Origin of the sequence: Cryobacterium sp. W22_MBD10_FK3 (assembly GCF_052113745.1) — a bacterium.
Lineage (GTDB): Bacteria > Actinomycetota > Actinomycetes > Actinomycetales > Microbacteriaceae > Cryobacterium.
This window is the reverse complement of record NZ_JBGQOH010000011.1, coordinates 42,667-62,497: the sequence shown is the minus strand read 5'-3', so window position 1 is coordinate 62,497 and position 19,831 is coordinate 42,667. Positions and strand designations below refer to the sequence as shown.

At 70.1% G+C, this 19,831-nt stretch carries 21 protein-coding genes; 6 read left to right on the top strand and 15 right to left on the bottom strand.

All coding sequences use genetic code 11. The annotated features are described in order from the left end of the window. Nucleotides 1-8: 8 nt before the first annotated feature. Nucleotides 9-485: a MarR family winged helix-turn-helix transcriptional regulator gene (locus ACEN2M_RS11945; protein WP_441648350.1), complete on the bottom strand. Its 477-nt coding sequence runs from the start codon at nucleotides 483-485 to the stop codon at nucleotides 9-11. Between the two features lie 132 nt (nucleotides 486-617). Here ACEN2M_RS11945 and ACEN2M_RS11940 point away from each other — a divergent pair, with 132 nt between their 5' ends. Then, nucleotides 618-992: a DoxX family protein gene (locus ACEN2M_RS11940; protein ID WP_441648349.1), complete on the top strand. Its 375-nt coding sequence runs from the start codon at nucleotides 618-620 to the stop codon at nucleotides 990-992. A gap of 105 nt (nucleotides 993-1,097) precedes the next feature. Here ACEN2M_RS11940 and ACEN2M_RS11935 read toward each other — a convergent pair whose 3' ends face one another. The 8 genes from ACEN2M_RS11935 to ACEN2M_RS11900 form a co-directional block, all read right to left on the bottom strand. Continuing rightward, nucleotides 1,098-1,892, bottom strand: a complete 795-nt coding sequence (locus ACEN2M_RS11935) for an amino acid ABC transporter ATP-binding protein (RefSeq protein WP_441648348.1) — start codon at nucleotides 1,890-1,892, stop codon at nucleotides 1,098-1,100. Next, nucleotides 1,889-2,914, bottom strand: a complete 1,026-nt coding sequence (locus ACEN2M_RS11930; RefSeq protein ID WP_441648347.1) for an amino acid ABC transporter permease — start codon at nucleotides 2,912-2,914, stop codon at nucleotides 1,889-1,891. The genes ACEN2M_RS11935 and ACEN2M_RS11930 overlap by 4 nt, the downstream gene beginning before the upstream one ends. A 4-nt stretch (nucleotides 2,915-2,918) precedes the next feature. After that, entirely contained in the window at nucleotides 2,919-3,812 is an 894-nt protein-coding gene (locus ACEN2M_RS11925; protein ID WP_441648346.1) for an ABC transporter substrate-binding protein, read from the bottom strand. Nucleotides 3,813-4,026: 214 nt separating this feature from the next. After that, nucleotides 4,027-4,923 carry an ABC transporter substrate-binding protein gene (locus ACEN2M_RS11920; RefSeq protein WP_441648345.1) on the bottom strand — a complete coding sequence of 299 codons (897 nt, stop codon included), beginning with the start codon at nucleotides 4,921-4,923 and terminating at the stop codon, nucleotides 4,027-4,029. A 193-nt stretch (nucleotides 4,924-5,116) separates the two neighbouring features. Beyond that, complete coding sequence (locus ACEN2M_RS11915; protein ID WP_441648344.1) at nucleotides 5,117-6,142, bottom strand: iron-siderophore ABC transporter substrate-binding protein; 1,026 nt, start codon at nucleotides 6,140-6,142, stop codon at nucleotides 5,117-5,119. A gap of 66 nt (nucleotides 6,143-6,208) precedes the next feature. Then, entirely contained in the window at nucleotides 6,209-7,051 is an 843-nt protein-coding gene (locus ACEN2M_RS11910; protein ID WP_441648343.1) for an ABC transporter ATP-binding protein, read from the bottom strand. Further along, on the bottom strand, nucleotides 7,051-8,118 hold the full coding sequence (locus ACEN2M_RS11905; RefSeq protein ID WP_441648342.1) for a FecCD family ABC transporter permease: 1,068 nt from the start codon (nucleotides 8,116-8,118) through the stop codon (nucleotides 7,051-7,053). The genes ACEN2M_RS11910 and ACEN2M_RS11905 overlap by 1 nt, the downstream gene beginning before the upstream one ends. After that, a complete protein-coding gene (locus ACEN2M_RS11900; protein WP_441648341.1) occupies nucleotides 8,115-9,221 on the bottom strand; it encodes a FecCD family ABC transporter permease in 1,107 nt (368 codons plus the stop codon). The genes ACEN2M_RS11905 and ACEN2M_RS11900 overlap by 4 nt, the downstream gene beginning before the upstream one ends. 224 nt (nucleotides 9,222-9,445) lie before the next feature. Between ACEN2M_RS11900 and ACEN2M_RS11895 the strand changes: the two genes are divergently transcribed. Beyond that, nucleotides 9,446-10,312 (top strand): PhzF family phenazine biosynthesis protein, encoded by an 867-nt coding sequence (locus ACEN2M_RS11895; protein WP_441648340.1) that lies wholly within the window; start codon nucleotides 9,446-9,448, stop codon nucleotides 10,310-10,312. 240 nt (nucleotides 10,313-10,552) lie between these two features. Here the strand turns inward: ACEN2M_RS11895 and ACEN2M_RS11890 are convergent, their stop codons facing one another. After that, nucleotides 10,553-11,482 carry a sulfurtransferase gene (locus ACEN2M_RS11890; RefSeq protein ID WP_441648339.1) on the bottom strand — a complete coding sequence of 310 codons (930 nt, stop codon included), beginning with the start codon at nucleotides 11,480-11,482 and terminating at the stop codon, nucleotides 10,553-10,555. Nucleotides 11,483-11,556: 74 nt separating this feature from the next. On the opposite strand from ACEN2M_RS11890, the gene ACEN2M_RS11885 reads away from it, so the two are divergent. Next, on the top strand, nucleotides 11,557-12,765 hold the full coding sequence (locus ACEN2M_RS11885; protein WP_441648338.1) for an MFS transporter: 1,209 nt from the start codon (nucleotides 11,557-11,559) through the stop codon (nucleotides 12,763-12,765). Nucleotides 12,766-12,793: 28 nt separating this feature from the next. Here the strand turns inward: ACEN2M_RS11885 and ACEN2M_RS11880 are convergent, their stop codons facing one another. Continuing rightward, nucleotides 12,794-13,690, bottom strand: coding sequence for an SDR family oxidoreductase (locus ACEN2M_RS11880; RefSeq protein ID WP_441648337.1), 897 nt, complete (start codon nucleotides 13,688-13,690; stop codon nucleotides 12,794-12,796). Nucleotides 13,691-13,874: 184 nt separating this feature from the next. On the opposite strand from ACEN2M_RS11880, the gene ACEN2M_RS11875 reads away from it, so the two are divergent. Together ACEN2M_RS11875 and ACEN2M_RS11870 are read left to right on the top strand one after the other, a co-directional pair. Further along, nucleotides 13,875-14,858 carry a serine hydrolase domain-containing protein gene (locus ACEN2M_RS11875; RefSeq protein WP_441648336.1) on the top strand — a complete coding sequence of 328 codons (984 nt, stop codon included), beginning with the start codon at nucleotides 13,875-13,877 and terminating at the stop codon, nucleotides 14,856-14,858. A gap of 57 nt (nucleotides 14,859-14,915) precedes the next feature. Beyond that, the gene (locus ACEN2M_RS11870; protein ID WP_441648335.1) at nucleotides 14,916-15,734 is read left to right on the top strand and encodes an aldo/keto reductase; all 819 of its coding nucleotides are present in this window, start codon (nucleotides 14,916-14,918) and stop codon (nucleotides 15,732-15,734) included. 9 nt (nucleotides 15,735-15,743) lie between these two features. On the opposite strand, the gene ACEN2M_RS11865 is transcribed toward ACEN2M_RS11870, so the two are convergent. The 4 genes from ACEN2M_RS11865 to ACEN2M_RS11850 form a co-directional block, all read right to left on the bottom strand. Further along, on the bottom strand, nucleotides 15,744-16,730 hold the full coding sequence (locus ACEN2M_RS11865; RefSeq protein ID WP_441648334.1) for an aldo/keto reductase: 987 nt from the start codon (nucleotides 16,728-16,730) through the stop codon (nucleotides 15,744-15,746). Between the two features lie 43 nt (nucleotides 16,731-16,773). Beyond that, complete coding sequence (locus ACEN2M_RS11860) at nucleotides 16,774-17,562, bottom strand: GNAT family N-acetyltransferase (RefSeq protein ID WP_441648333.1); 789 nt, start codon at nucleotides 17,560-17,562, stop codon at nucleotides 16,774-16,776. Nucleotides 17,563-17,632: 70 nt separating this feature from the next. Next, complete coding sequence (locus tag ACEN2M_RS11855; RefSeq protein ID WP_441648332.1) at nucleotides 17,633-18,478, bottom strand: alpha/beta fold hydrolase; 846 nt, start codon at nucleotides 18,476-18,478, stop codon at nucleotides 17,633-17,635. Nucleotides 18,479-18,522: 44 nt separating this feature from the next. After that, the gene (locus tag ACEN2M_RS11850) at nucleotides 18,523-18,738 is read right to left on the bottom strand and encodes a hypothetical protein (RefSeq protein ID WP_441648331.1); all 216 of its coding nucleotides are present in this window, start codon (nucleotides 18,736-18,738) and stop codon (nucleotides 18,523-18,525) included. Nucleotides 18,739-18,901: 163 nt separating this feature from the next. Between ACEN2M_RS11850 and ACEN2M_RS11845 the strand changes: the two genes are divergently transcribed. Next, a complete protein-coding gene (locus ACEN2M_RS11845; RefSeq protein WP_441648330.1) occupies nucleotides 18,902-19,822 on the top strand; it encodes a DUF4349 domain-containing protein in 921 nt (306 codons plus the stop codon). Nucleotides 19,823-19,831 lie beyond the last annotated feature (9 nt).

The window sequence follows — 19,831 nt, the reverse complement described above, 5'->3', positions numbered from 1 at the left end:
TGGCCGCGCTAGGAGTCCCCGTCGCAGGCGGCGCGGTCGTCGGGGTGGGCGAGCGCGCGGGCGATCTCGTTGAGCGACGCCACCTGGGCAGGCGTGAGGCGGTCGAAGATCAGCCGCCGCACCTGCGCCACATGCCCCGGGGCCGCGGCCACGAGCTTCGCCAGGCCCGACTCGGTGAGGGTTGCCAGCACCGCGCGGCGGTCATCCGGAGCCATCTGCCGCGTCACGTAGCCGGCGGCCTCCAGCCTGGCCACGATGCGCGACAGCCGCGACTGCGACGTGCTGGCGGATGTCGCGAGCTCGCTCATCCGCATGCTGCGGTTTTCGCACTCCGAGAGCATCACCAGCACCATGTAGTCCGCCATGGCCAGGTCCGAGTCGCGCTGCAACTGGGAGTCGAGCGCCGTCGGCAGCAGGAAGAGCACCCCGGCGAGGGCCTTCCACGCCTCCAGCTCGTCGGCGTTCAGCCACTCCGGTTCGTCCATACCCCCACCCTACCGACAATTACTTGACGCAGAAAGTAGTTCACGCTAGTTTATTTGACGCGGCAACTACTTCCGCCGCAATCATCATCTCGCTCGGCGTCATCAGGGGCCGGCATCAACACAGGAGTCCCCATGAACATCGCCATCTGGATTATCACCGGCCTGATCGCCGTCGCCTTCATCGGCGCCGGCCTGATGAAGGTGGCGCAGCCCCGCGCCAAGCTCGCCGCCAACGGCATGGCCTGGACCAACGACTACTCGGATGCCGGCGTCAAGCTCGTCGGCCTCGCCGAGCTGCTCGGCGGCCTCGGCCTGATCCTGCCCGCGGTCACCGGCATCGCCCCGATCCTGGTGCCGATCGCCGCGGCCGCCCTCACCGTGATCATGATCGGTGCCGTTGTGTGGCACGTACGGGCGAACGACACCAAGGGAGCGCTGCCCAGCGCGGTCCTGGGCATCCTGGCCCTTCTCGTGGCCATCGCCCGCTTCGGCCCCTGGGCGTTCTAACCCGAGCACCCGCTAATGAGGAAATAGTGACCTAAAAAGGATGAAATCGCAGATGACGTCCTTTTTAGCGACCTTTTTCCTTTTTAGCGGCTGTCGCCGGAGGCGCTAGAGCACCTTGGAGAGGAACGCCTGGGTGCGCGCGTGCCGCGGGTTGGCCAGCACTTCAGAGGGCAACCCGGACTCGACCACGACACCGGCGTCCATGAACACCAGGGAGTCGGCGACCTCGCGGGCGAAGCCCATCTCGTGGGTGACCACGATCATGGTCATGCCCTCCTTGGCCAGGCCCTTCATCACGTCGAGCACCTCGCCGACGAGCTCGGGGTCGAGCGCGCTGGTGGGCTCGTCGAAGAGCATCAGTTTGGGCTCCATCGCCAGCGCCCGGGCGATCGCCACCCGCTGCTGCTGACCCCCGGAGAGGTGCGCCGGGTAGTAATCGGCCCGATCGGCAAGGCCCACCCGGGCGAGCAGGTCGCGAGCGGTCGACTCCACCTTCGCCTTGGGCAGTCCCTTCACGCGCAGCGGCGCCTCCATCACGTTCTGCAGCGCGGTCATGTGCGGGAACAGGTTGAACCGCTGGAACACCATGCCGATGTCGCGGCGCTGCTTTGCGGCTTCCTTGGGTGCCATCTCATAGAGCTTGCCGTTCGCCTCGCGGTAGCCGATCAGTTCGCCGTCCACGCTGAGCCGACCGGCCGAGAGCACCTCGAGGTGGTTGATGCAGCGCAGGAACGTGGATTTGCCGGAGCCGCTGGGCCCGACCAGGCACATCACCTCGCCGCGCTTGACCTCGAGGGTGATGCCCTTGAGTACCTCGTGCGCACCGAAACTCTTGGTGACCTGCTCGGCGAGCACCATCGGGGGCTCGACGGATGTGCCGGTCGCTAACGTGCCGCTCATCGGGGTCCTCCGGTGCCGGGCGTGCCCGGCTGGTCTGGGGTCGGCGGTAGAACCACGGTCGGCTGCGCGGCACCCACAATCGGCACGGCGCCGGTGAGGCCCGCGCCGGCATCCGACTTGTCCGCCTGCCGGTCACCCACACCGCGGGAAAAGCGCTTCTCGAGGAAGTACTGGCCCACCATGAGGATGGAGGTGAAGAACAGGTACCAGATCGACGCCACGATGAGCAAGGGGATCGGGTTGAAGGTCTCCGCCGAGATGTCCCTGGACCGGGTGTACAGCTCGAGGCTGAACGGCACGGCGGTGACCAGGGAGGTGGTTTTCAGCATCGAGATCACCTCGTTGCCGGTCGGCGGGATGATCACCCGCATGGACTGCGGCAGGATGACCCTGGTCATCGTCTGCGACCAGCTCATGCCGAGCGCGACCGCGGCCTCTTCCTGGCCTTTGTCTACCGAGAGCAAACCGGCGCGCACGATCTCCGCCATGTACGCGGCCTCGTTCAGGGCCAGCCCGATGATGGCCAGGGTGAAGGTGTTCAGCGCCGCATTGGTACTGAACGAGATCCACGGCGTCATGAAGGGCAGTCCGATGTCGATGCTCGTGTAGATCAGCGAGATCAGGCCCCAGATGGTCAACTGCACATACACCGGGGTGCCGCGGAAGATCCACAGGTAGAACCAGGCCACGCTCTTGACCACCGGGTTGGGTGAGAGCCGCATCACCGCCAGGATCACACCCAGGATGATGGCGATCACCATCGAAAAGACGGTCAGTTCGAGCGTCACCAGGGCGGCCATCGAGATGCGACGGTCGAACAGGTACTGGCCCACCGTCCGCCAGTCATAGGCCGGGCGGAACGCGGCGTCGATGACGAATAGGGCGAAGATCAGGATGAGCAAGACGGCGAACACCATGCGCCACGGGTGCCGCAACCGGATCGCCTTGATCGGCTCCGACGGCGCCGGGTCGCGCAGCGGCGGGGTCCCCTCCGCTGCGCCGTTCACGTTCGTCGCGCTCATCGCCTTAACCGTTCGCGGCTGCGTTGATCGTGATCTCGTCGATGCCGCCGTCGGCGACACCCCACTCGTCGAGGATGGCCTGGTAACTGCCGTCATCCACCATGGACTGCAGGGCCGCCTGAACGGCCTTCGTCAGCTCGGAATCCTTGGCCACGACGATGCCGTACGGGGCCACGTCGAAGGTCTCGCCGGCGAGCTGCAGCTTGTCTTCGGTCTGAGCGATCGCGTACAGGGTCACCGGGGAGTCGGCGCTCATCGCGTCGGCCTGGCCGAGCACGACGGCGTTGCTCGCGGCATCCTGGGTGTCGAACTTCAGCTTCTCGATGGGCGGCTTGCCGGCCGCGACGCAGGCGTCGCTCTTGGCGGGCACCTCGTCGGCGTCTTCGGTGGTACCGGCCTGAACGGCCACTTTGAGGCCGCAGGCGTTGTTGGGGTCGACGTCCTTACCCTTCGCCGAGGCCCACTGGATGCCCGCGGTGTAGTAGTTGACGAAGTCGACCTGCTTCTCGCGCTCGATGTTGTCCGTGAACGAGGACTCGCCGATGTCGACCTTGCCGCCGGTGACGCTCGGGATGATGTTGTCGAACTTGGCGATCTGGAACTCGGGCTGGAGGCCCAGCTTGGCGGCGATGCCCTCCGCGAGTTCGATGCCCCAGCCGATCGGCTCGCCGGCCTCGTTCTTGTACTCGTTGGGCGGGTAGGCGGCATCCGTGCCGATGATGAGGGTGCCGCTGTCGGCGATGTCGGCGGGCAACAGTGCCACGGCGGCATCGTCGGGTGCTATTGCGGGGGCTGAACTTTCGCCGCCGGACTCTGCGGGCGCCGAGTTGTCAACACATCCGGTGAGCGTCAGCGCGGCGACGGCCGCGATGGCGGGGAGTAGGTATCTAGCGCGCATGGCACGACCTTCTTCGTTGGGCGTCGAGGTTTCGATTCGACTGAATGGCAGTGAACGGTACGACTGCAGTGAGCCTAATACACCCCTGCGCTGGGGGAACGGCCTGGCGATATCGGTTCGGGAACAGCCCAACCGACGCCCGCCAAGGCTACCGTGTCCCGCGTAGTGGTGTCGTCGCTGCCCGCAAAACGTTGCTCGGCGAGAGCCGGCGGGGTCAGCCGTTCGCGGCTGCGTTGATCGTGATCTCGTCCACGCCACCGTCCGCGACACCCCAGGCATCCAGGATGGCCCGGTAGCTGCCGTCGTCCACCATGGACTTCAGGGCGGCCTGCACAGCGGTGGTGAGTTCGGAACCCCTGGCGACGACCATGCCGTACGGGGCCTCGTCAAAGGTGACACCGGCCGGCTGCAACTTGTCGCCGGTCTGGGCGATCGCATACAGCGTGACCGGGGAGTCGGCGCTGAGCGCGTCGGCCTGGCCGAGCACCACGGCGTTCGCCACGTCGGCCTGGGTGTCGAACTTCACCTTGTCGATCGGCGGCTTGCCGGCGGCCACGCAGGCCTCGCTCTTGGCGGGCACCTCATCGGTGTCCTCGAAGGTCGCGGTCTGCACGGCCACCTTCAGACCGCAGGCGTTGTCGGGGTCGACGTCGTTGCCCGTCGCCGACGCCCACTGGATGCCCGCGTTGTAGTAGTTGACGAAGTCGACCTGCTCCGCGCGCTCCGGGGTGTAGGTGAACGAGGATGCTCCGATGTCGGCCTTGCCGCCGGCCACGCTCGGGATGATGTTGTCGAACTTCGCGACCTGGAACTTCGGTGTCAGGCCGAGCTTGGCGGCGACGCCGGCGGCAAGCTCGATGTCCCAGCCGATCGGCTCGCCGGCCTCGTTCTTGAACTCGTTCGGCGCGTAGGTCGGTTCGGTTCCGATCAGCAGGGTGCCACGGTCGGCCACCTCGGCCGGGAGCAGGGCCGCTGCCGCGTCGTCTTTCGTGATCACGGCGGCGCTCGACTCTGGCGACGCTGACTGGGCCGGAGTCGAATTGTCGACGCATCCGGTGAGCGTCAGGGCCGCCACGGCAGCGAGGGCGGGGAATACGTATCTAGCGCGCATGGCACAACCTTTTTCATGGGTCTCGACGCCTCAAGGGATCGAGTCGACTGAGCGGTCCGTGGATGTACGACTGGAGCGAGCCTGACACCCCTGCGCTGGGGCTATGGCTCGTACGATATCGGCTTCGGGATCAGTCGAAACGGACGCATCCCAAGGTTATCGTGCTCCAGGGCGCCCGCACGCCCGGCCGTGACTACTTCGCGGCGTCTGCCGCGAGTGCCGCCGCGGAGAGCAGGTCGACGTAGTCGTCGATGCCCCAGGTGAGCGAGAGGCCGGTGGGCGGGGAGACCGAGGCGACGACGGCCGCTCCGACCGGGGACGCCACGGCACCGTTCTGCACCTGCGGCATGACCTGCGCGTAGCCGGCAGTCAGGAACGCGTCAGATTCTTCCTGGGTTTGCGCGAAGTTGACGATCACGTCGCTGGTGAGCTGGTCGAGCTGCTCGTAGCTGAGCGTGTAGAAGAAGTCGGACTCGCCGTTCGCGAGCTCGGCGACGCTCGGCGCGCTGTCGAAGCCCAGGTCGGTGGCGAAGGTCACGCGCGGGTCGGCGTCCGTGTAGACGTAGAAGGTACCGCTGCTGTCGGAGGTGAGGGCAACGGTCTTGCCCTCGAATTCCGGATGCGCCGCGGCCTTCTCGGCGATCGTGTCGTCGATGTCGGCGAGCAGGGTGGTGGCCTCCTCGGTCTTGCCCAGGGCCGTGCCGGTGATCTCGATCAGCTCGCGCCAGTCGGTGGACCAGGGCTGGTCGGGGTAGGCCACGACCGGGGCGATGTCGCTGAGCAGGTCGTACTGTTCCTCGGTGATGCCGGAGTATCCGGCGAGGATGACGTCGGGTGCGGCGGCGGCGATCTCCTCGTAGGGCGGCTCGGTGGCGTCCGAGAGCACCGTGGGCACGTCCTCGCCCTGCGCCTCGAGGGCGTCCGAGATCCACGGCAGCACGCCGTCCTCGTCGCCGCCGTAGGCCTGGAACGGGATCGCGACGGGCACGACGCCCAGGGCGATGGCGTCGTCGGCGCTGCCCCAGCCCCAGGCGACGACCCGGGTGGGCTCGGCGTCGATGGTGGTCTCGCCGAAGGCGTGCTCGATGGTGACGGGGAACGACCCGCCGGCGGCGGCATCCGTGCCGGCGTCGTCGCTGGAGGACGCGGAGCATCCGCTGAGCGTGAGGGCGGCGATGGCCGCGGTGGCGGCGAGCACGGTGGTCAAACGTCTGGGCACAGGAAACTCCGGTTCTGAGGGGGAACGGCCACGAATCTTTAGGGTAGCCTCACCTAATATAGCGGGTCAGGCGGTGCCGTGGAAGCGCCCGATGGGCACGACCATCGGGGAGCCGCAAACCGGGTCGGGAATGACGCGGGCGGTGAGGCCGAAGGCCTCGAGAACGACAGCCTCGGTGAGCACCTGGGCCGGGGGGCCTTCGGCGATGATCTTTCCCTGCCGCATCACGACGAGCCTGTCGGCGTAGCGGGCGGCCAGGTTGAGGTCGTGCAGCACCATCACCACAGTGGTGCCCTGATCGTGGTTCTGCTCATGCAGCAGGTCGAGCACCTCCACCTGGTGGGTGACGTCGAGGAACGTGGTCGGTTCGTCCAGCAACAGGATGTCGGGCTTCTGCGCGAGTGCCATGGCGATCCAGACGCGTTGACGTTGCCCACCGGAGAGCTCTTCCATGCGCCGGGAGGCCAATTCCAGGGTCTGGGTGGCGGCCATGGCCTCGGCCACGATGGCGTCGTCGGTGCTCGACCAGTGCCGGAACCAGCCCTGGTGCGGGTACCGGCCGCGGCCGACGAGGTCGGCCACGCCGATGCCCTCAGGCGCGATGGGCTGCTGCGGCAGCAGCCCCACGATGGTGGCGACCTGACGGCTGGGCAGACCGGCGATGTCGCGGCCGTCGAGGGTGACGGTGCCGGCCTGCGGCGGCAGCAGCCGGGCGAGGCCGCGCAGCAGGGTGGACTTTCCCGATGCGTTGGCGCCGACGATCACGGTGATCGCGCCGGGTTCGATGGCGAGGTCGAGGTTGTCGACGATGCGGATGCCGTCGTAGCCGAGGCTGAGGCCGGTCGCGGTGAGGGCGTGGCGGGCTGCGGCGGGCGCTACTGCCGTGCTCTGGTCGGTGGGCTGGGGCATCAGGCTCCCTTTCCGATTCGGTTCTGGGTGGCGAGCAGCCAGAGCAGGTAGGGCGCGCCGATGGCGCCGGTGATGATGCCGGCCGGCAGTTCGAGCGAGCCGGGCAGCAGGTGCTGGGCGGTGAAGTCGGCGACGGTGGTGATGAGCACACCGATCAGGGCGGCCGGCACGAGGGCCAGGCTGCCGGTGCCCACCAGGCGCCGGGCGATCGGGGCGGAGACGAAGGCGATGAAGGCGAGCGGGCCCACGAAGGCGGTGGCGAGGGCGGCGAGCGCCACGGCCGTCACGAGCAGCGCCAGCCGGGAGCGTTCGGCGCGCACCCCGAGGCTGCTGGCGGTGTCGTCGCCGAGCTGCAGCATCCGCATCCGCCCGGCGAGCACGCCAATGGCCGGCAGCAGCACCGCCAGGAACGCGGCCAGAACCGCGATCTCGGGCCAGCGGGCGCCGCTGACGCTGCCGACCAGCCAGGTGAGGGCGTCTTGCGCGTTGCGCAGGTCGGCGCGGGACAGCAGATAGCCGAGCAGGCCCTGCACCATGAACGCGACGCCCACGCCGATGAGCACGAACCTGTAGCCCACCACGCCGCCGCGCCAGGCCAGCAGGTAGATGGCGGCGGCCACCACCATGGCGCCGGCGAAGGCCATGAACGACGTGGCGACGCTGCCCAGGCCCAGCACGAGCAGGCCGAACACCGCGGCCGCGCTGGCGCCGCCGGTGACCCCGATGATGTCGGGGCTGGCCAGGGGGTTGCGCAGCACGGTCTGGAACAGCGCGCCGGAGACCGCGAAGGCAACGCCGACCAGGATCGCGAGGGTCAGCCTGGGCAGGCGCAGTTTGAAGACGATGAAGTTCTCGCTGCTACTCCCCTGCCCCGCCAGGGTGCGCAGCAGGTCGGGCACGCTGAGGTTGTAGGCGCCCACCATCAGGCTCACGGCAGCAACGAGCAGCACCAGCACGCCCAGCGCGGCCACGATGCGGCGCTCCCGGCGGTGCCGCAGGGTGCGGGCCAGCGTGAGCGGGGCGGCATCCGCTGCCGGACGGGTGACGGATGCCGCGCCGGCGCTCACAGGCCGGCCAGCTTCACGCGGCGCACCAGCATGATGAGCATCGGGGCGCCGAGGAACGCGACGACCAGGCCGGCTTCGATCTCGCCGGGCCGGGCGATGACGCGGCCGAGCACGTCGGCGGCCAGCAGCAGCACCGGGCCGAGCACCGCGGAGTAGAGCAGGATCCAGCGGTAGTCCGGGCCGGTGAACCGGCGGGCGATGTGCGGCACGGCCAGGCCCACGAAGACGATCGGGCCGGCCATGGCGGTGGCGGAGCCGCAGAGCAGCACCACGGCGACGGCGCAGACGATGCGCGCCGCCACGAGGTTCTGGCCGAGCCCGCGGGCCAGGTCGTCGCCGAGGGCGAGGGCGTTGAGCATCCGCCCCGCCAGGAGGCAGAGCAGCGCGCCCACGGCGATGAACGGGGCCAGCTGCAGGGTGGAGTCGAGGTCGCGGGCCACCAGGGAGCCGGCCGACCAGAACCTGTACTTGTCGAACGCCTCCGAGTCGGTGAGCAGCACGATGGTGATCAGCGAGGTGAGGGAGGCGGTGAGCGCGGTGCCGGCCAGGGCCAGTTTCACCGGGGTGGCGCCCTCCCGGCCGAGCGAGCCGACCACGTAGACGATCACGGCGGCAGCGAACGCGCCGGCGAAGGCGAACCAGACGTAGCCAAGCGCGGAGGTGACGCCGAACCAGGCGATGCCGCCGACGACGAAGAGCGAGGCGCCGGCGTTGACGCCGAGCAGGCCCGGGTCGGCGAGGGGGTTGCGGGTGATGCCCTGCATGAGGGCGCCGGCGAGGCCCAGCGCGAGGCCGGCGAGCAGGCCGATGGCGGTGCGCGGCACGCGCAGGTCGAGCACCACGGTGTGGTCGGTCACGCCGAGGTCGGGGTGCAGCAGGGCGTCGAGAACGGTGCCCAGCGGGATCTCCCGGCTGCCCACCACGAGGGAGGCGGCCACGGCGAGCACCAACAGCACCACGGCGATCAGCAGCCCGGCGAGCTGGCGGCGGCGCGGCACCCGCACGGCGTCCAGGCCGGCGCCGGGCACGGGGGCGCCGGGCCCGGGCAGCTCGGTGCCGCGGGCAGGCGCGCCGGTCGCGCCCATCTGTGCTGAGGTAAGCATTACCTAAGTATGACAGGCCAGAACAGCGCCACGACCTGCCAGGGCGCTGGGAGATTCTCCGTCAGGGGGCCATCCGCCCGTGCCGGCCGCCCCGGACTGACTCACTGCACCTCGTACCGTTGAGCGCGCCCGCTATAGCGGGCGCGGCGGCCCGCAGGGGGTGCGGCGACCAAGCGAGGGGCGCGCCGCCCGGTGACGGGCACCGATGCTGGCACCATGGACGCATGACCGTGCCCGTGCTGCGTTTCGCCGCCTTCACCGATCCGTCCCTCGACCGCGCCCAGGACGGCGGCAACCCGGCCGGCATCGTCCTCGACGCCAGCGGCCTCGACGACGCCGCGATGCAGGCCATCGCCGCGGAGGTCGGCTACGCCGAGACCGCGTTCGTCACGGTTCCGCGCGTTGACGGCGACCCGCGACGCAGCCGGTTACGGTACTTCTCCCCCGTCGCCGAGGTGCCGTTCTGCGGGCACGCCACCGTCGCCACCGCGGTCGCGCTGGCCGGCCGGGACGGCGCCGGCACCCTCACCTTCGACACCAGCGTCGGCACGATCACGATCGAGACCCGCAACACGGATGCCGGCCTGACCGCGTCGTTCACCAGCGTCGTGCCCGAGGTGCGTGCGATCGCGCCAGAGGTGCTCAGCACCCTGCTCGAGCTTCTCGGCGCCACGGCCGGGTCGCTGCACCCCGGCTACCCGCCCCGGCTGGCCTTCGCCGGCAACTGGCATCCGGTGCTGGTCTTCGCCGGCCTCGCTGAGTTCGACGCCTTCACCTTCGACCCGGCAAACATGCGTGCACTGATGGATGCGCAGGGCTGGGCGGGCACCGTCACCACCCTGGTGGTGCGGGGCGATACCGAGTTCGAGGCGCGCAACCTGTTCCCGGTCGGCACCCTCAGCGAAGACCCGGCAACGGGTTCGGCCGCGGCATCGGTGGGCGGCTACCTGCGCGAACTCGGGCTCGTGACGCCGCCGGTCAGGGTGGTCATCCGCCAGGGCCGGCACGTGGGCCGGCCGAGCCTGCTGCTCGTGGACGTGCCCGCGAAGGGCGGCATCGTGGTGAGCGGCACCGCGGTCGACATCGCCTAACCGCGCCAGCACCCTCGTGCTCGCGGCGCACCCTGGTGCTCGCGGCATCCTTTATGGCTCGCGGCGCACCTTCGTATTCGCGGCGCACCGTCGTGTTCGCGGCGCACCTTCGTATTCGCGGCGCACCGTCGTGTTCGCGGCGCAGGTTAGTGCGCCACATACCCTGCGCCGCGAGAAACAACATGCGCCACCAGAAACAACCTGCGCCACCAACGGCTGCGCAGCGAGGGCCACCGGGGGTCAGTGCCCCGCGCCCGTGCCGTCACCGGTCGCGACCGGGCGGTCGAGCAGGTTCGACCACTGCGACCACGACCCGGGGTAGAGTGCCGGCGTGAATCCGGCGAGCGTGAGCGCCACAGCCTCGTGCGCGGCCGTCACCCCAGACCCGCAGTACACACCCACGTCGACGCCGGCATCCGGCGCAGCACCGGCTGCATGAGGCGACGGCGCGCCGCCCTTGTCGCCCGCCGAGGAGCCATCGGCCGCGACCCGGCCGCGCACCCCGAGCGCCTCGAACCGGGCGCGCAACTCCGCGACGGGCAGAAAACGCCCGTCGGCATCGAGGTTTTCGCCGGTGGGGGCGCTCACAGCGCCCGGAATGTGCCCGGCGCGCGGGTCGATCGGTTCGGTGTCGCCCCGGTAGCGTTCGGCGGCGCGGGCGTCGAGCAGCACACCGTCGAGCGCGAGCGTGGCCGCGGCATCCGGGTCGAGGGTCGGCAGCACGCCCGCCATGAGCACGACCGAACCCGGCGTCACCGGCTCCTCCCCCACCACCACGGGCAGGCCCTCGGCCCGCCAGGCGGCCAGGCCGCCGTCGAGCAGGCGCACATCACGCACCCCGGCGTTGCGCAGCAGCCACCAGGCGCGGGCCGCCGACATGTTGCCCAGGTCGTCGTAGACCACGACGGTGTCGCCGTCGTTCAGGCCCCAACCGCGGGCGGCCGCCTGCAGATCGTTCAGCGCGGGCAACGGATGCCGGCCATCGGCCGGTTCGCCGTGCCCGGCCAGCTCGGAGTCGAGGTCGACGTACACGGCGCCGGGCAGGTGCCCGCGGCGGAACTCGGTGCGGCCGGGAGGGCCACCGAGCTTCCAACGCACATCGAGGATGCGCGGCGCGGGGCCGGCGATGAGGAGCCCGGCCAGGTCGGCTGCCGTGATCAGTGTGTGCACCCGTCCACGTTAGCCGCAGGCCGGCCCGGCCCCGCTTTTCGCCGCGGTGCTCCCCGGCCGTAGACTGGAGGGTTGTGAGCAGCTACTGGACCCTTCTGAAAACCCCGGGCGTTGCCCGACTCATCGGAGCCCAGCTCACCGCCCGATTCCCGTTCGGGATGCTCTCGCTGGCGTTCCTCATCCACATCGAGGCGCTCTTCGATTCGTACGCGGCCGCCGGCCTCGTGCTGGCCGCCATGAGCATCGGCCAGGCCATCGCCGGCCCGCTCACCTCCCGGCTGATGGGCCGGCTCGGCATGCGCCCGGTGCTCATCGTCACCATGATCGTGTGCACAGCGGCCATCGTGGTCATGGCGCTGGTTCCGCTGCCGATCCCGGGCCTGATGGTCGTCGGCTTCATCGCCGGCCTGTCGATGCCGCCCGTGCAGCCGGCCGTGCGCACCATCTATCCCAAGGTCGTCAACTCCCGCCAGCTCACGCCGCTGTTCTCCCTGGATGCCTCGGCGCAGGAGATCATCTGGGTGCTCGGCCCGGTCATCGCCACCTTCGTCGCCATCCAGGTCAGCAGCACCGCGGGCATCCTGCTCGCCGCGTTCTTCCTCGTCGCCGGCGGCATCTGGTTCGTGGCGCTGCCCGAGGTGGGCCGGGTGCGGATCCCCCGCAGCCGTCGCAAGCTCGGTGTGGTGCTCAAGAAGCCCGAGGTGCTGCTGAGCACCGTCGTGGGCTTCATGCTCGTCGCCGCCTGCGCGGCCGTCGAGGCCGGTGTGGTCGCCGTGTTCGGCCACGGCAGCGCCAACGCCGGCTGGGTGCTGGGCATCTTCGCCATCGGTTCGCTCATCGGCGGGCTCGCGCTCGGCCACCTCCCGATCGGCCCGTGGGCGCTGGCCAGCCGGATGCTCATCGTCACGATCGGCCTGGCCGTCGCCGCGATCTGGCTCAACTTCTGGTGGCTCTCCGGGGCGCTGCTGCTGGCCGGCATCGGCATCGCACCGTCGTTCGCCGTGCTGTTCGGCATCGTCTCGGCCAGTGTCAAGTTCAGCGACACCGCCGAGGCCTACGGCTGGGTCGGCACCGGGCAGCTCATCGGTGCGGCGCTCGGTTCGGCGCTGGCCGGCTTCGCCATCGACCACTCCGGCGCGGCCTCGGCCATCTACGTGGCCGCCGCCTTCGCGGCGCTCGGAACGATCATCCCCGCGCTCGGCCGCCGCTGGCACCCCGACCTGCGCGGGCGCGACGCGAGCCCGATCCCGGACACCGAGCCGATCAGCATCCAGGTCTCCTGACCCGCCCGCTGAGCCAGACCGGGACCGGTCAGTTCCCGAGGCCGAAGCCGCCGTCGCTGGTGAGCACCTGGCCGACCATCCAGCGACCGTCCGAGCCGGCCAGCCAGGCGATCAGCCGCGCCGGGTCCGCGGGGGCGCCGAACCTGCCGAACGGCATCGTGCGCAGATACTCGAGAATGCCCTCCAGCGGCCGGTCGGTCGACTCGGGGTCGAGGTATCCGGTGTTCACCGGGCCGGGGTTGACGGTGTTCAGGATGATGCCGCGCGGCAGCAGCTCGGCGGCGACCGTGGGCGTCAGACCCGCCAGCACCGCCTTGCTCGCCGCGTAGGCCACCTCGCCGGGCATCGGTCCGTTCACCTGCCCCGAGGTCAACCAGATCACCCTGCCGGTGGCGAATTCGTCGATGGGCTCGCTGGCGTCCGCACGCTCCCCTGGCTTGCGGGGCGCGGCCGGCGCCGTCGCTCCCGGGCCGGATTCGACGAACTGCTCGGCGAACGCGCGGGTGAGCAGCAGGGTCGACCGGGCGTTCACCTGCCAGTGTGCGTCCAGCATCCCCGCGGTCAGATCGAAGATCGACCCGTCTCCCCCGCTCTTGGCGTGGTTGGCCACGAGGATGTCCACCCGCCCGGTGAGTGCCGCGGCCGCGTGCATCACGGTGGCGGCCGCATCCACCTCGGCGAGGTCGGCGCTCACGTCGCCGAACACCGCGCCCTCCTGCAGCGCCCCGCGGATGCCGGCCCGCACGGCTTCGAGGTCGTCACCGCCCCACGGCTGTGCGTGGTCGTGCGGGGCGTAATGCTGCACGAACACGCTGGCGCCGAGTTCCGCCAGGCACAGCGCCACGGCGTAGCCGATGCCTTTACGCCGAGACACCCCGGTGACCAGAGCGGTCTGACCGTGCAACGTGGCTATGGCGCCGTTCATCGGGACTCCTCGTGTGGCTGCGGAACGCTGGATTCGTCGTCGAGAATAGCTCTCCCCTTTCGCACCGGGGAGCTCGTGGATACGGTGGTGCAATGAGAGCGCTCTGCCCTACTGACCCCGGCCCTGTCCCCGACGCGAGTGTGCACCCCCAGTGTGGCGCACGACCGAGCCTCGGTTCGCCGTCGTGACCGCCGGCACCAGCGATGCCACCCTGGCGGCGCGACTGAAGGGCCGAGCGGGCAGAGGCCACCGCGTCATCGCGGTCGCCACGGTCGCGGCGGGCGAGGTCGTGACGGCGACACTCGGCGCCGACCTTGACGCGGACTTCGAGATCGGGTCGATCTCGAAGGGCTTCACCGGGCTGCTCTACGTCGATGCTCTCGAGCGGGGAGAGATCGGGGCGCTGTCGACGCTGGGCGACTTCCTGCCCCTGGCAACGAGCCCGGCGGCGGGCCTCGCCTTGAGCGCTGTGAGCACCCACTCGTCCGGGCTCCCCCGGCTGGCGCCGGGCACCGTCACGCTGCGCACGATGCGCGACATGTGGCGCCACGGTGCGAACCCGTACGGGGAAGACCTGCCGCAGCTGCTCGGTCAGGCCGCCGAGGTGAAGCTCGGCAAACCTCGCCCCTCCTACTCCAACTTCGGCTTCGAACTGCTCGGGCACGCCATCGCCGCCGCAGCCGGCACCACCTACCGCGAGCTGGTGGCGACCAGACTCGCCGGCCCACTCGGCCTGGCCAGCGTCTACGCGCCGCGCTCCGCCGCCGACCTGCGCCCCGGCGCCCTCCTCGGCACCAGCCGGCTCGGACGACCGCAGCAGGCCTGGACCGGGGAGGCCCTCGCCCCGGCCGGCGGCATCCGCGCCTCGATCGAAGACATGGGCAGGTTCACCCTCGCGCTCCTCGACGGGTCGGCGCCGGGCATCGCGGCGCTCGACCCCGTCGCGCCGCTGGCCGGCCCGGCGGTGCGCATCGGGGCCGCCTGGATCACGATCGACCGGCACGGCCGCCAGGTCACCTGGCACAACGGCGGCACCGGCGGCTTCCGCTCCTGGATCGGGGTGGACCGGGCTGCGGGAACTGGAGTGGTGGTCCTCACCGCCACCGCCAGGTCCGTGGACAGGGCCGGCATGTCCATGCTCACCGAGCTCAGCACGGCCGCGCCCTGACCGAGCCCGGCCTTGAGCGGGCAGAGCAGAGACCGGTGGCTTGGTTTAATGGGAGCCATGGATCACACGCTGAAGCTCAACGACGGTCACCTGATTCCGCAACTGGGGCTCGGGGTGTACAAGATTCCGGATGCCCTCGCCGCCGGTACCGTGCAGATCGCGTTGGAAGCCGGCTACCGGCACATCGACACCGCCGCGCTCTACGCCAATGAGCGCGGCGTCGGCGACGGGCTCGCCCGGGTGGCCCTGCCCCGCGACGAGGTCTTCGTCACCACCAAGGTCTGGAACGACCGGCACGGCTACGACGAGAGCCTGCGCGCCTTCGACGAGAGCCTGGCCAAGCTCGGCTTGGACTACGTCGACCTCTACCTGATCCACTGGCCCGCGCCCCGGCAGGACCGCTACGTCGAGACCTACAAGGCGCTCGAGACCCTCCGCGCCGACGGCCGGGCCCGGTCCATCGGGGTGTCGAACTTCCACACCCACCACCTGGACCGGTTGCTGGCCGAGACCGATATCGTGCCGGCGGTCAACCAGGTGGAGCTGCACCCGTGGCTGCAACAGACCGAGGTGCGCGCGTACAACGCCACCCACGGCATCCTCACCGAGGACTGGTCGCCGCTGGCCAGGGGCCGGGCGATCGGCAACCCCACCCTCGACGCCATCGGCGCCCGCTACGGCAAGTCAGCCGCCCAGGTGGTGCTGCGCTGGCATCTCGACCTCGGCGACGTCGTGATCCCCAAGTCGGTGACGCCGGAGCGCATCCGCGAGAACCTCGACGTCTTCGACTTCAGCCTGGATGCCGCCGACCTCGCCGCCATCACCGCCCTGGACGCGGGCGAACGCACCGGGAAAGACCCCGACGACCTCGGTTGACACCAGGTGTTACCAGCGTTCGTGGATGGACTCCCGCAGCAGCCGGTCGTAGATGGACTGCACACCCTCCATGAACTCGATGGGCAGGGTCGGCACGGCGCCGGCGGATGCGTTGCCCCGGGCCTGCGTCACCGACCGGGCGCCGGGGATCACCGCGGAGACCCCGTCGATCTGCGCCACCCAGGCCAGCGCCGCCTGCGCCGGGGTGAGCCCGTCCGGCACCAGGGCGGCGAACTCGTTCGCGGCCACCAGACCGGTCTCGTAGTCCACGCCGGAGAAGGTCTCGCCCACGTCGAAGGCGCTGCCGTCGCGGTTGAAGTTGCGGTGGTCGTTCTCGGCGAAGGTGGTCTCTCGGGTGTACTTGCCGGTGAGCAGGCCGCTGGCCAGCGGCACCCTGGCGATGATGCCCACCCCGGCGGCGCGTGCAGCCGGCACGACCTCGTCAAGCGGCTTGAGCCTGAACGCGTTGAGGATGATCTGCACGGTGGCGATGCCGGGGCGCTGGATCGCGGTGAGCGCCTGCTCGCAGGTTTCCACGCTGACGCCGTAGTTGGCGATCACCCCGTCATCGACGAGGGTGTCCAGGGCGTCGTAGACCTCACCGGACTCGATGACCGCGCTGGGCGGGCAGTGCAGCTGCACCAGGTCGAGGGTTTCGGTGCCGAGGTTCCGGCGGGACCGCTCGGTCCAGGCACGGAAGTTCGCCAGCACGTAGTTCTCGGGCAGCTGCTCGACGCGGCGACCCATCTTGGTGGCCACGGTGATGTCAACGCCCGGGGCGCCGTGGTCGAGGAAGTGCCCGATGATCTGCTCGCTGCGGCCGTCACCGTAGACGTCCGCGGTGTCGAAGAAGGTGACGCCGGCCTCGACGGAGGCGGCGAGCACGGCGGTGGCGTCGGCCTCGGTGACGTCGCCCCAGTCGGCGCCCAGCTGCCAGGTGCCCAGTCCGATGACGGAGACGGTGCGGCCGGTTCTGCCCAGTGTTCTAGTGTCCATCCGACCAGCCTAGCCACGCGGCCTGACCGCGAGCGGTTTGGCCCTAGCGCGCCCAGTTATACGGCGTGGTCGTCGACACCTTGATCAGGCCGGATCGTTCCAGGATGGGCCGGGAGTATTCGGTCGAATCGCTGTGCACCAGGGTCTTGCCCTGGGCGAGCGCGGAGCGGGCACGGGCGGCGGTCAGGGCACGGTAGATACCGCGGCCACGATAGTCCGCCAGGGTCGCGCCACCCCAGATACCCACGAAGTCGGTTCCGGGCACCGGCTCGAGTCGGCCGCCGCACACCATGCGGCCGGCCACCTCGGCGACCCAGAGCTCCATGCCGTCACCGAGAGCGACCCGCTCGAGCAGGGCGTCGGCCATCCGCGTGTCGACGGCGTCGCCGAACGCTTCGTCGACGGTGGCGCTCATCGTGCGCACGTCGGCCTCCGAGGTGACCCGCCGCAGCGTCACGCCGTCCGGCGTGGCCACGTCGGCACAGAGCGCAGCGAGGGGGCCGATCATGATCGATTCGGCCTCGTCCGCCTCGAACCCGTTCGACAGGAGCGCCGCGTGCAGGCCGGGGGCCTCGTCGTGGCCTCGGCTCTTCCACTCCACGCGGGAGACCCCGGGGTCGGCGCGGAAGTACTCGAGGGCGCCAGTCACCAGCTGCGCGATGCCGGCCTGGTCGGCTCCGCCGAGGTCGCGGTAGGTGATGAAGCCGCGGCCACCGGCGAAGGTCACCAGCCGTAGCGGGCCCAACCGGGTCACGCCGATCGCGCTCGGGGTTTCCGCGTCGGTGCGCAGCTGGTCGTCGTAGGCCTGGAGGTACTCGGCGGGATTCATCATCAGGTTCATGCTGGCAGCGCCGGCCCGCCCTGGCAACTCGGGCGGTCGGGCCCCCTCGGCCGCGGGCGGGTCACGCCGCGCGATCGCCCGCGGGCACCGGGTCGGCGGCGCCGTCGATCACCCGCACGAGCACCCGGGCGATCCGGCTGCGCACGATGTGGTCGTTGGCCTCCACCCGGTGGGTGGTGACGTGCCGCATCCGCTCCACCACCCGCAGGCTGCCCGGCGCGACGAAGGCGTCCAACGCCCCGTAGATCAGGTCCACGGGAATCCGCAGGCTGGCGATGTCGCTCACCATGGTCTGGGATTCGATGCAATGCTCGAGCGATTTCACGAACGGCGTCCAGGTCTCCGCCGTGAGGTCCAGGATGCCCTTGGGCAGCAACCGGCCGAGCACCGCGGCGTTGGCGAGGGTGAAGTCCTTGTTCGACCGGAGGAATTCGTAGGCGCGCAGGTACGCGGTCACCCGTGCACGCACCCACGGATCGCCGATGTCGGTGGGCGAGAGATAGATGGGCGGCCCCACCAGCAGCAGCCTCGCGACCTTCATGCCCCGGCGGGCATACCGGCGGTGTGTGGCCGCGTAGCGGGTCGCGATCAGGCTGCCCAGCGAATGCCCCACCAGGACGAACGGTTCCCGCAGTCGCAGGTCCCGGATCGTGGCGGCGAGCGCGTCGACATGATCGTCGAGGGTGTACTCGCAGTCCGGCGGTGCGGGTGAGGAGCCGTGCCCGAGGATGTCCACGGCGACGACCCGGTGCCCGGGCGCCAACAGCGGCACGACCTTGCGAAAGGTGACCGCCGTCGACGCGATACCGTGCACCAGGATCACCACGGGTCCCGTTCCGGTGTCGGTCTGCACGTGCAACCGCGGGGTGCGGCGTCGGCGGACGATCTCCGCCAGCGCCGCCCGCATGCCGCTTCGAGCGGTCGGGGTCCGGGGGTCCGGCTGTTCGAGCGCTATTCGCGCAGGTCTTCCTTGTAGTCGTTCTTGGCCTTCGTGGCGTCGCGCTCGGCCTCGGCGTGCTTCACACCGGCCTCGGCCTTCTTCACTTCGGCATCGGCCTTGGCCTCGTCGACCTTGTCAGACACGCGCTCCTTGGTGTCCTCGGCTGCGCGCTGGATCTTCTGGCCGGTGGCGGCGAGTGCGTCTTTGGCGTCGTCTGCAAATCCCATGGTTCCTCCTAGAACGAGTGCTGAATCGTATTTCCGGCGGCGGCCCCGTCGAAAACGGGTGCCGCTTCGAGCGTACGGCGCGGCCCTGAGCCGAGACTCGATTGTGATCCGACTCCCAGAAACCACCCAGATTGCGGCTGCGGCCCGACCCTACAGTTGGCCCATGAGCAACAGCGCGGACAGTAACGGTGCGGTGCCGGCCGGCCGGCGGCAGCGGCCCCTCCGCCTGACGCGACGGGTCGGCGTCATGGGCACGCTGGCCCTTATCGGCCTGCTCCTGGCCGGCTGCACAGCACTCGGTTCGTCGAGCTCCTTGGCGCCGGGTGTCCGGTCCGAGTCGATGGATGCCGGCACCGAGCCCGGCGAGATGGTCGCGCCTGGCGATGCTGTCGCCGGCGATGCCGCCATTGCCGATCGCTCCGTGATCACCACAGGCTCGGTGTCGCTCACCGTCGAAGACCCGCTCCGCTCCGCCGAGAACGCCGCGACCATCGTCGAGGAGGCCGGCGGCCGCGTGGACAGTCGGACCGAGACGCCCGAAACCGAGAACCAGTCCGCGAGCGCGAACCTGACCCTGCGCATCCCGGCCGGCGACCTCGACCGCACCCTCGACCTGCTCCGCGCCCTCGGCACCGTGAACTACGTGTCCCTCAACGCTTCCGACGTCACCCAGCAGAGTCAGGACCTCGACGCCCGGATCACCGCACTCACCACCTCAGTCGACCGGCTGCTCACGCTTATGTCGCAGGCGACGAACACCACCGACCTGATCGCCATCGAGAGCGAACTGTCCACCCGCCAAGCCGAGCTGGAGGGCATGAAGTCCCAGCGGGACTACCTCACCGACCAGATCGAGTACTCCACGGTCGGCCTCGATCTCTACTCCACCGGCACCGTCGCTCCCGGCGCCCCCGACAACTTCTGGACCGGCATCGTGGCCGGCTGGAACACGCTGGTGACCGCGCTCGGCGCCCTCCTGGTGGGCGTCGGTTTCGCCCTGCCCTGGCTGGCAATCCTGGCGCTGGCCGGCGGGATCGTGCTTCTCATCGTGCGCCTGTCCACGCGGAAGGGAAAGGCTACGTAGGCTTGCGGG

Bases quoted from the DNA above. Each gene is read 5' to 3' on its own strand.
- ACEN2M_RS11930 (WP_441648347.1), bottom strand. From the start codon at position 2,914: ATGAGCGCGACGAACGTGAACGGCGCAGCGGAGGGGACCCCGCCGCTG.
- ACEN2M_RS11860 (WP_441648333.1), bottom strand. From the start codon at position 17,562: ATGATGAATCCCGCCGAGTACCTCCAGGCCTACGACGACCAGCTGCGC.
- ACEN2M_RS11855 (WP_441648332.1), bottom strand. From the start codon at position 18,478: ATGCGGGCGGCGCTGGCGGAGATCGTCCGCCGACGCCGCACCCCGCGG.
- ACEN2M_RS11940 (WP_441648349.1), top strand. From the start codon at position 618: ATGAACATCGCCATCTGGATTATCACCGGCCTGATCGCCGTCGCCTTC.
- ACEN2M_RS11895 (WP_441648340.1), top strand. From the start codon at position 9,446: ATGACCGTGCCCGTGCTGCGTTTCGCCGCCTTCACCGATCCGTCCCTC.
- ACEN2M_RS11910 (WP_441648343.1), bottom strand. From the start codon at position 7,051: ATGCCCCAGCCCACCGACCAGAGCACGGCAGTAGCGCCCGCCGCAGCC.
- ACEN2M_RS11850 (WP_441648331.1), bottom strand. From the start codon at position 18,738: ATGGGATTTGCAGACGACGCCAAAGACGCACTCGCCGCCACCGGCCAG.
- ACEN2M_RS11920 (WP_441648345.1), bottom strand. From the start codon at position 4,923: ATGCGCGCTAGATACGTATTCCCCGCCCTCGCTGCCGTGGCGGCCCTG.
- ACEN2M_RS11945 (WP_441648350.1), bottom strand. From the start codon at position 485: ATGGACGAACCGGAGTGGCTGAACGCCGACGAGCTGGAGGCGTGGAAG.
- ACEN2M_RS11900 (WP_441648341.1), bottom strand. From the start codon at position 9,221: ATGCTTACCTCAGCACAGATGGGCGCGACCGGCGCGCCTGCCCGCGGC.
- ACEN2M_RS11880 (WP_441648337.1), bottom strand. From the start codon at position 13,690: ATGAACGGCGCCATAGCCACGTTGCACGGTCAGACCGCTCTGGTCACC.
- ACEN2M_RS11870 (WP_441648335.1), top strand. From the start codon at position 14,916: ATGGATCACACGCTGAAGCTCAACGACGGTCACCTGATTCCGCAACTG.
- ACEN2M_RS11865 (WP_441648334.1), bottom strand. From the start codon at position 16,730: ATGGACACTAGAACACTGGGCAGAACCGGCCGCACCGTCTCCGTCATC.
- ACEN2M_RS11935 (WP_441648348.1), bottom strand. From the start codon at position 1,892: ATGAGCGGCACGTTAGCGACCGGCACATCCGTCGAGCCCCCGATGGTG.
- ACEN2M_RS11925 (WP_441648346.1), bottom strand. From the start codon at position 3,812: ATGCGCGCTAGATACCTACTCCCCGCCATCGCGGCCGTCGCCGCGCTG.
- ACEN2M_RS11845 (WP_441648330.1), top strand. From the start codon at position 18,902: ATGAGCAACAGCGCGGACAGTAACGGTGCGGTGCCGGCCGGCCGGCGG.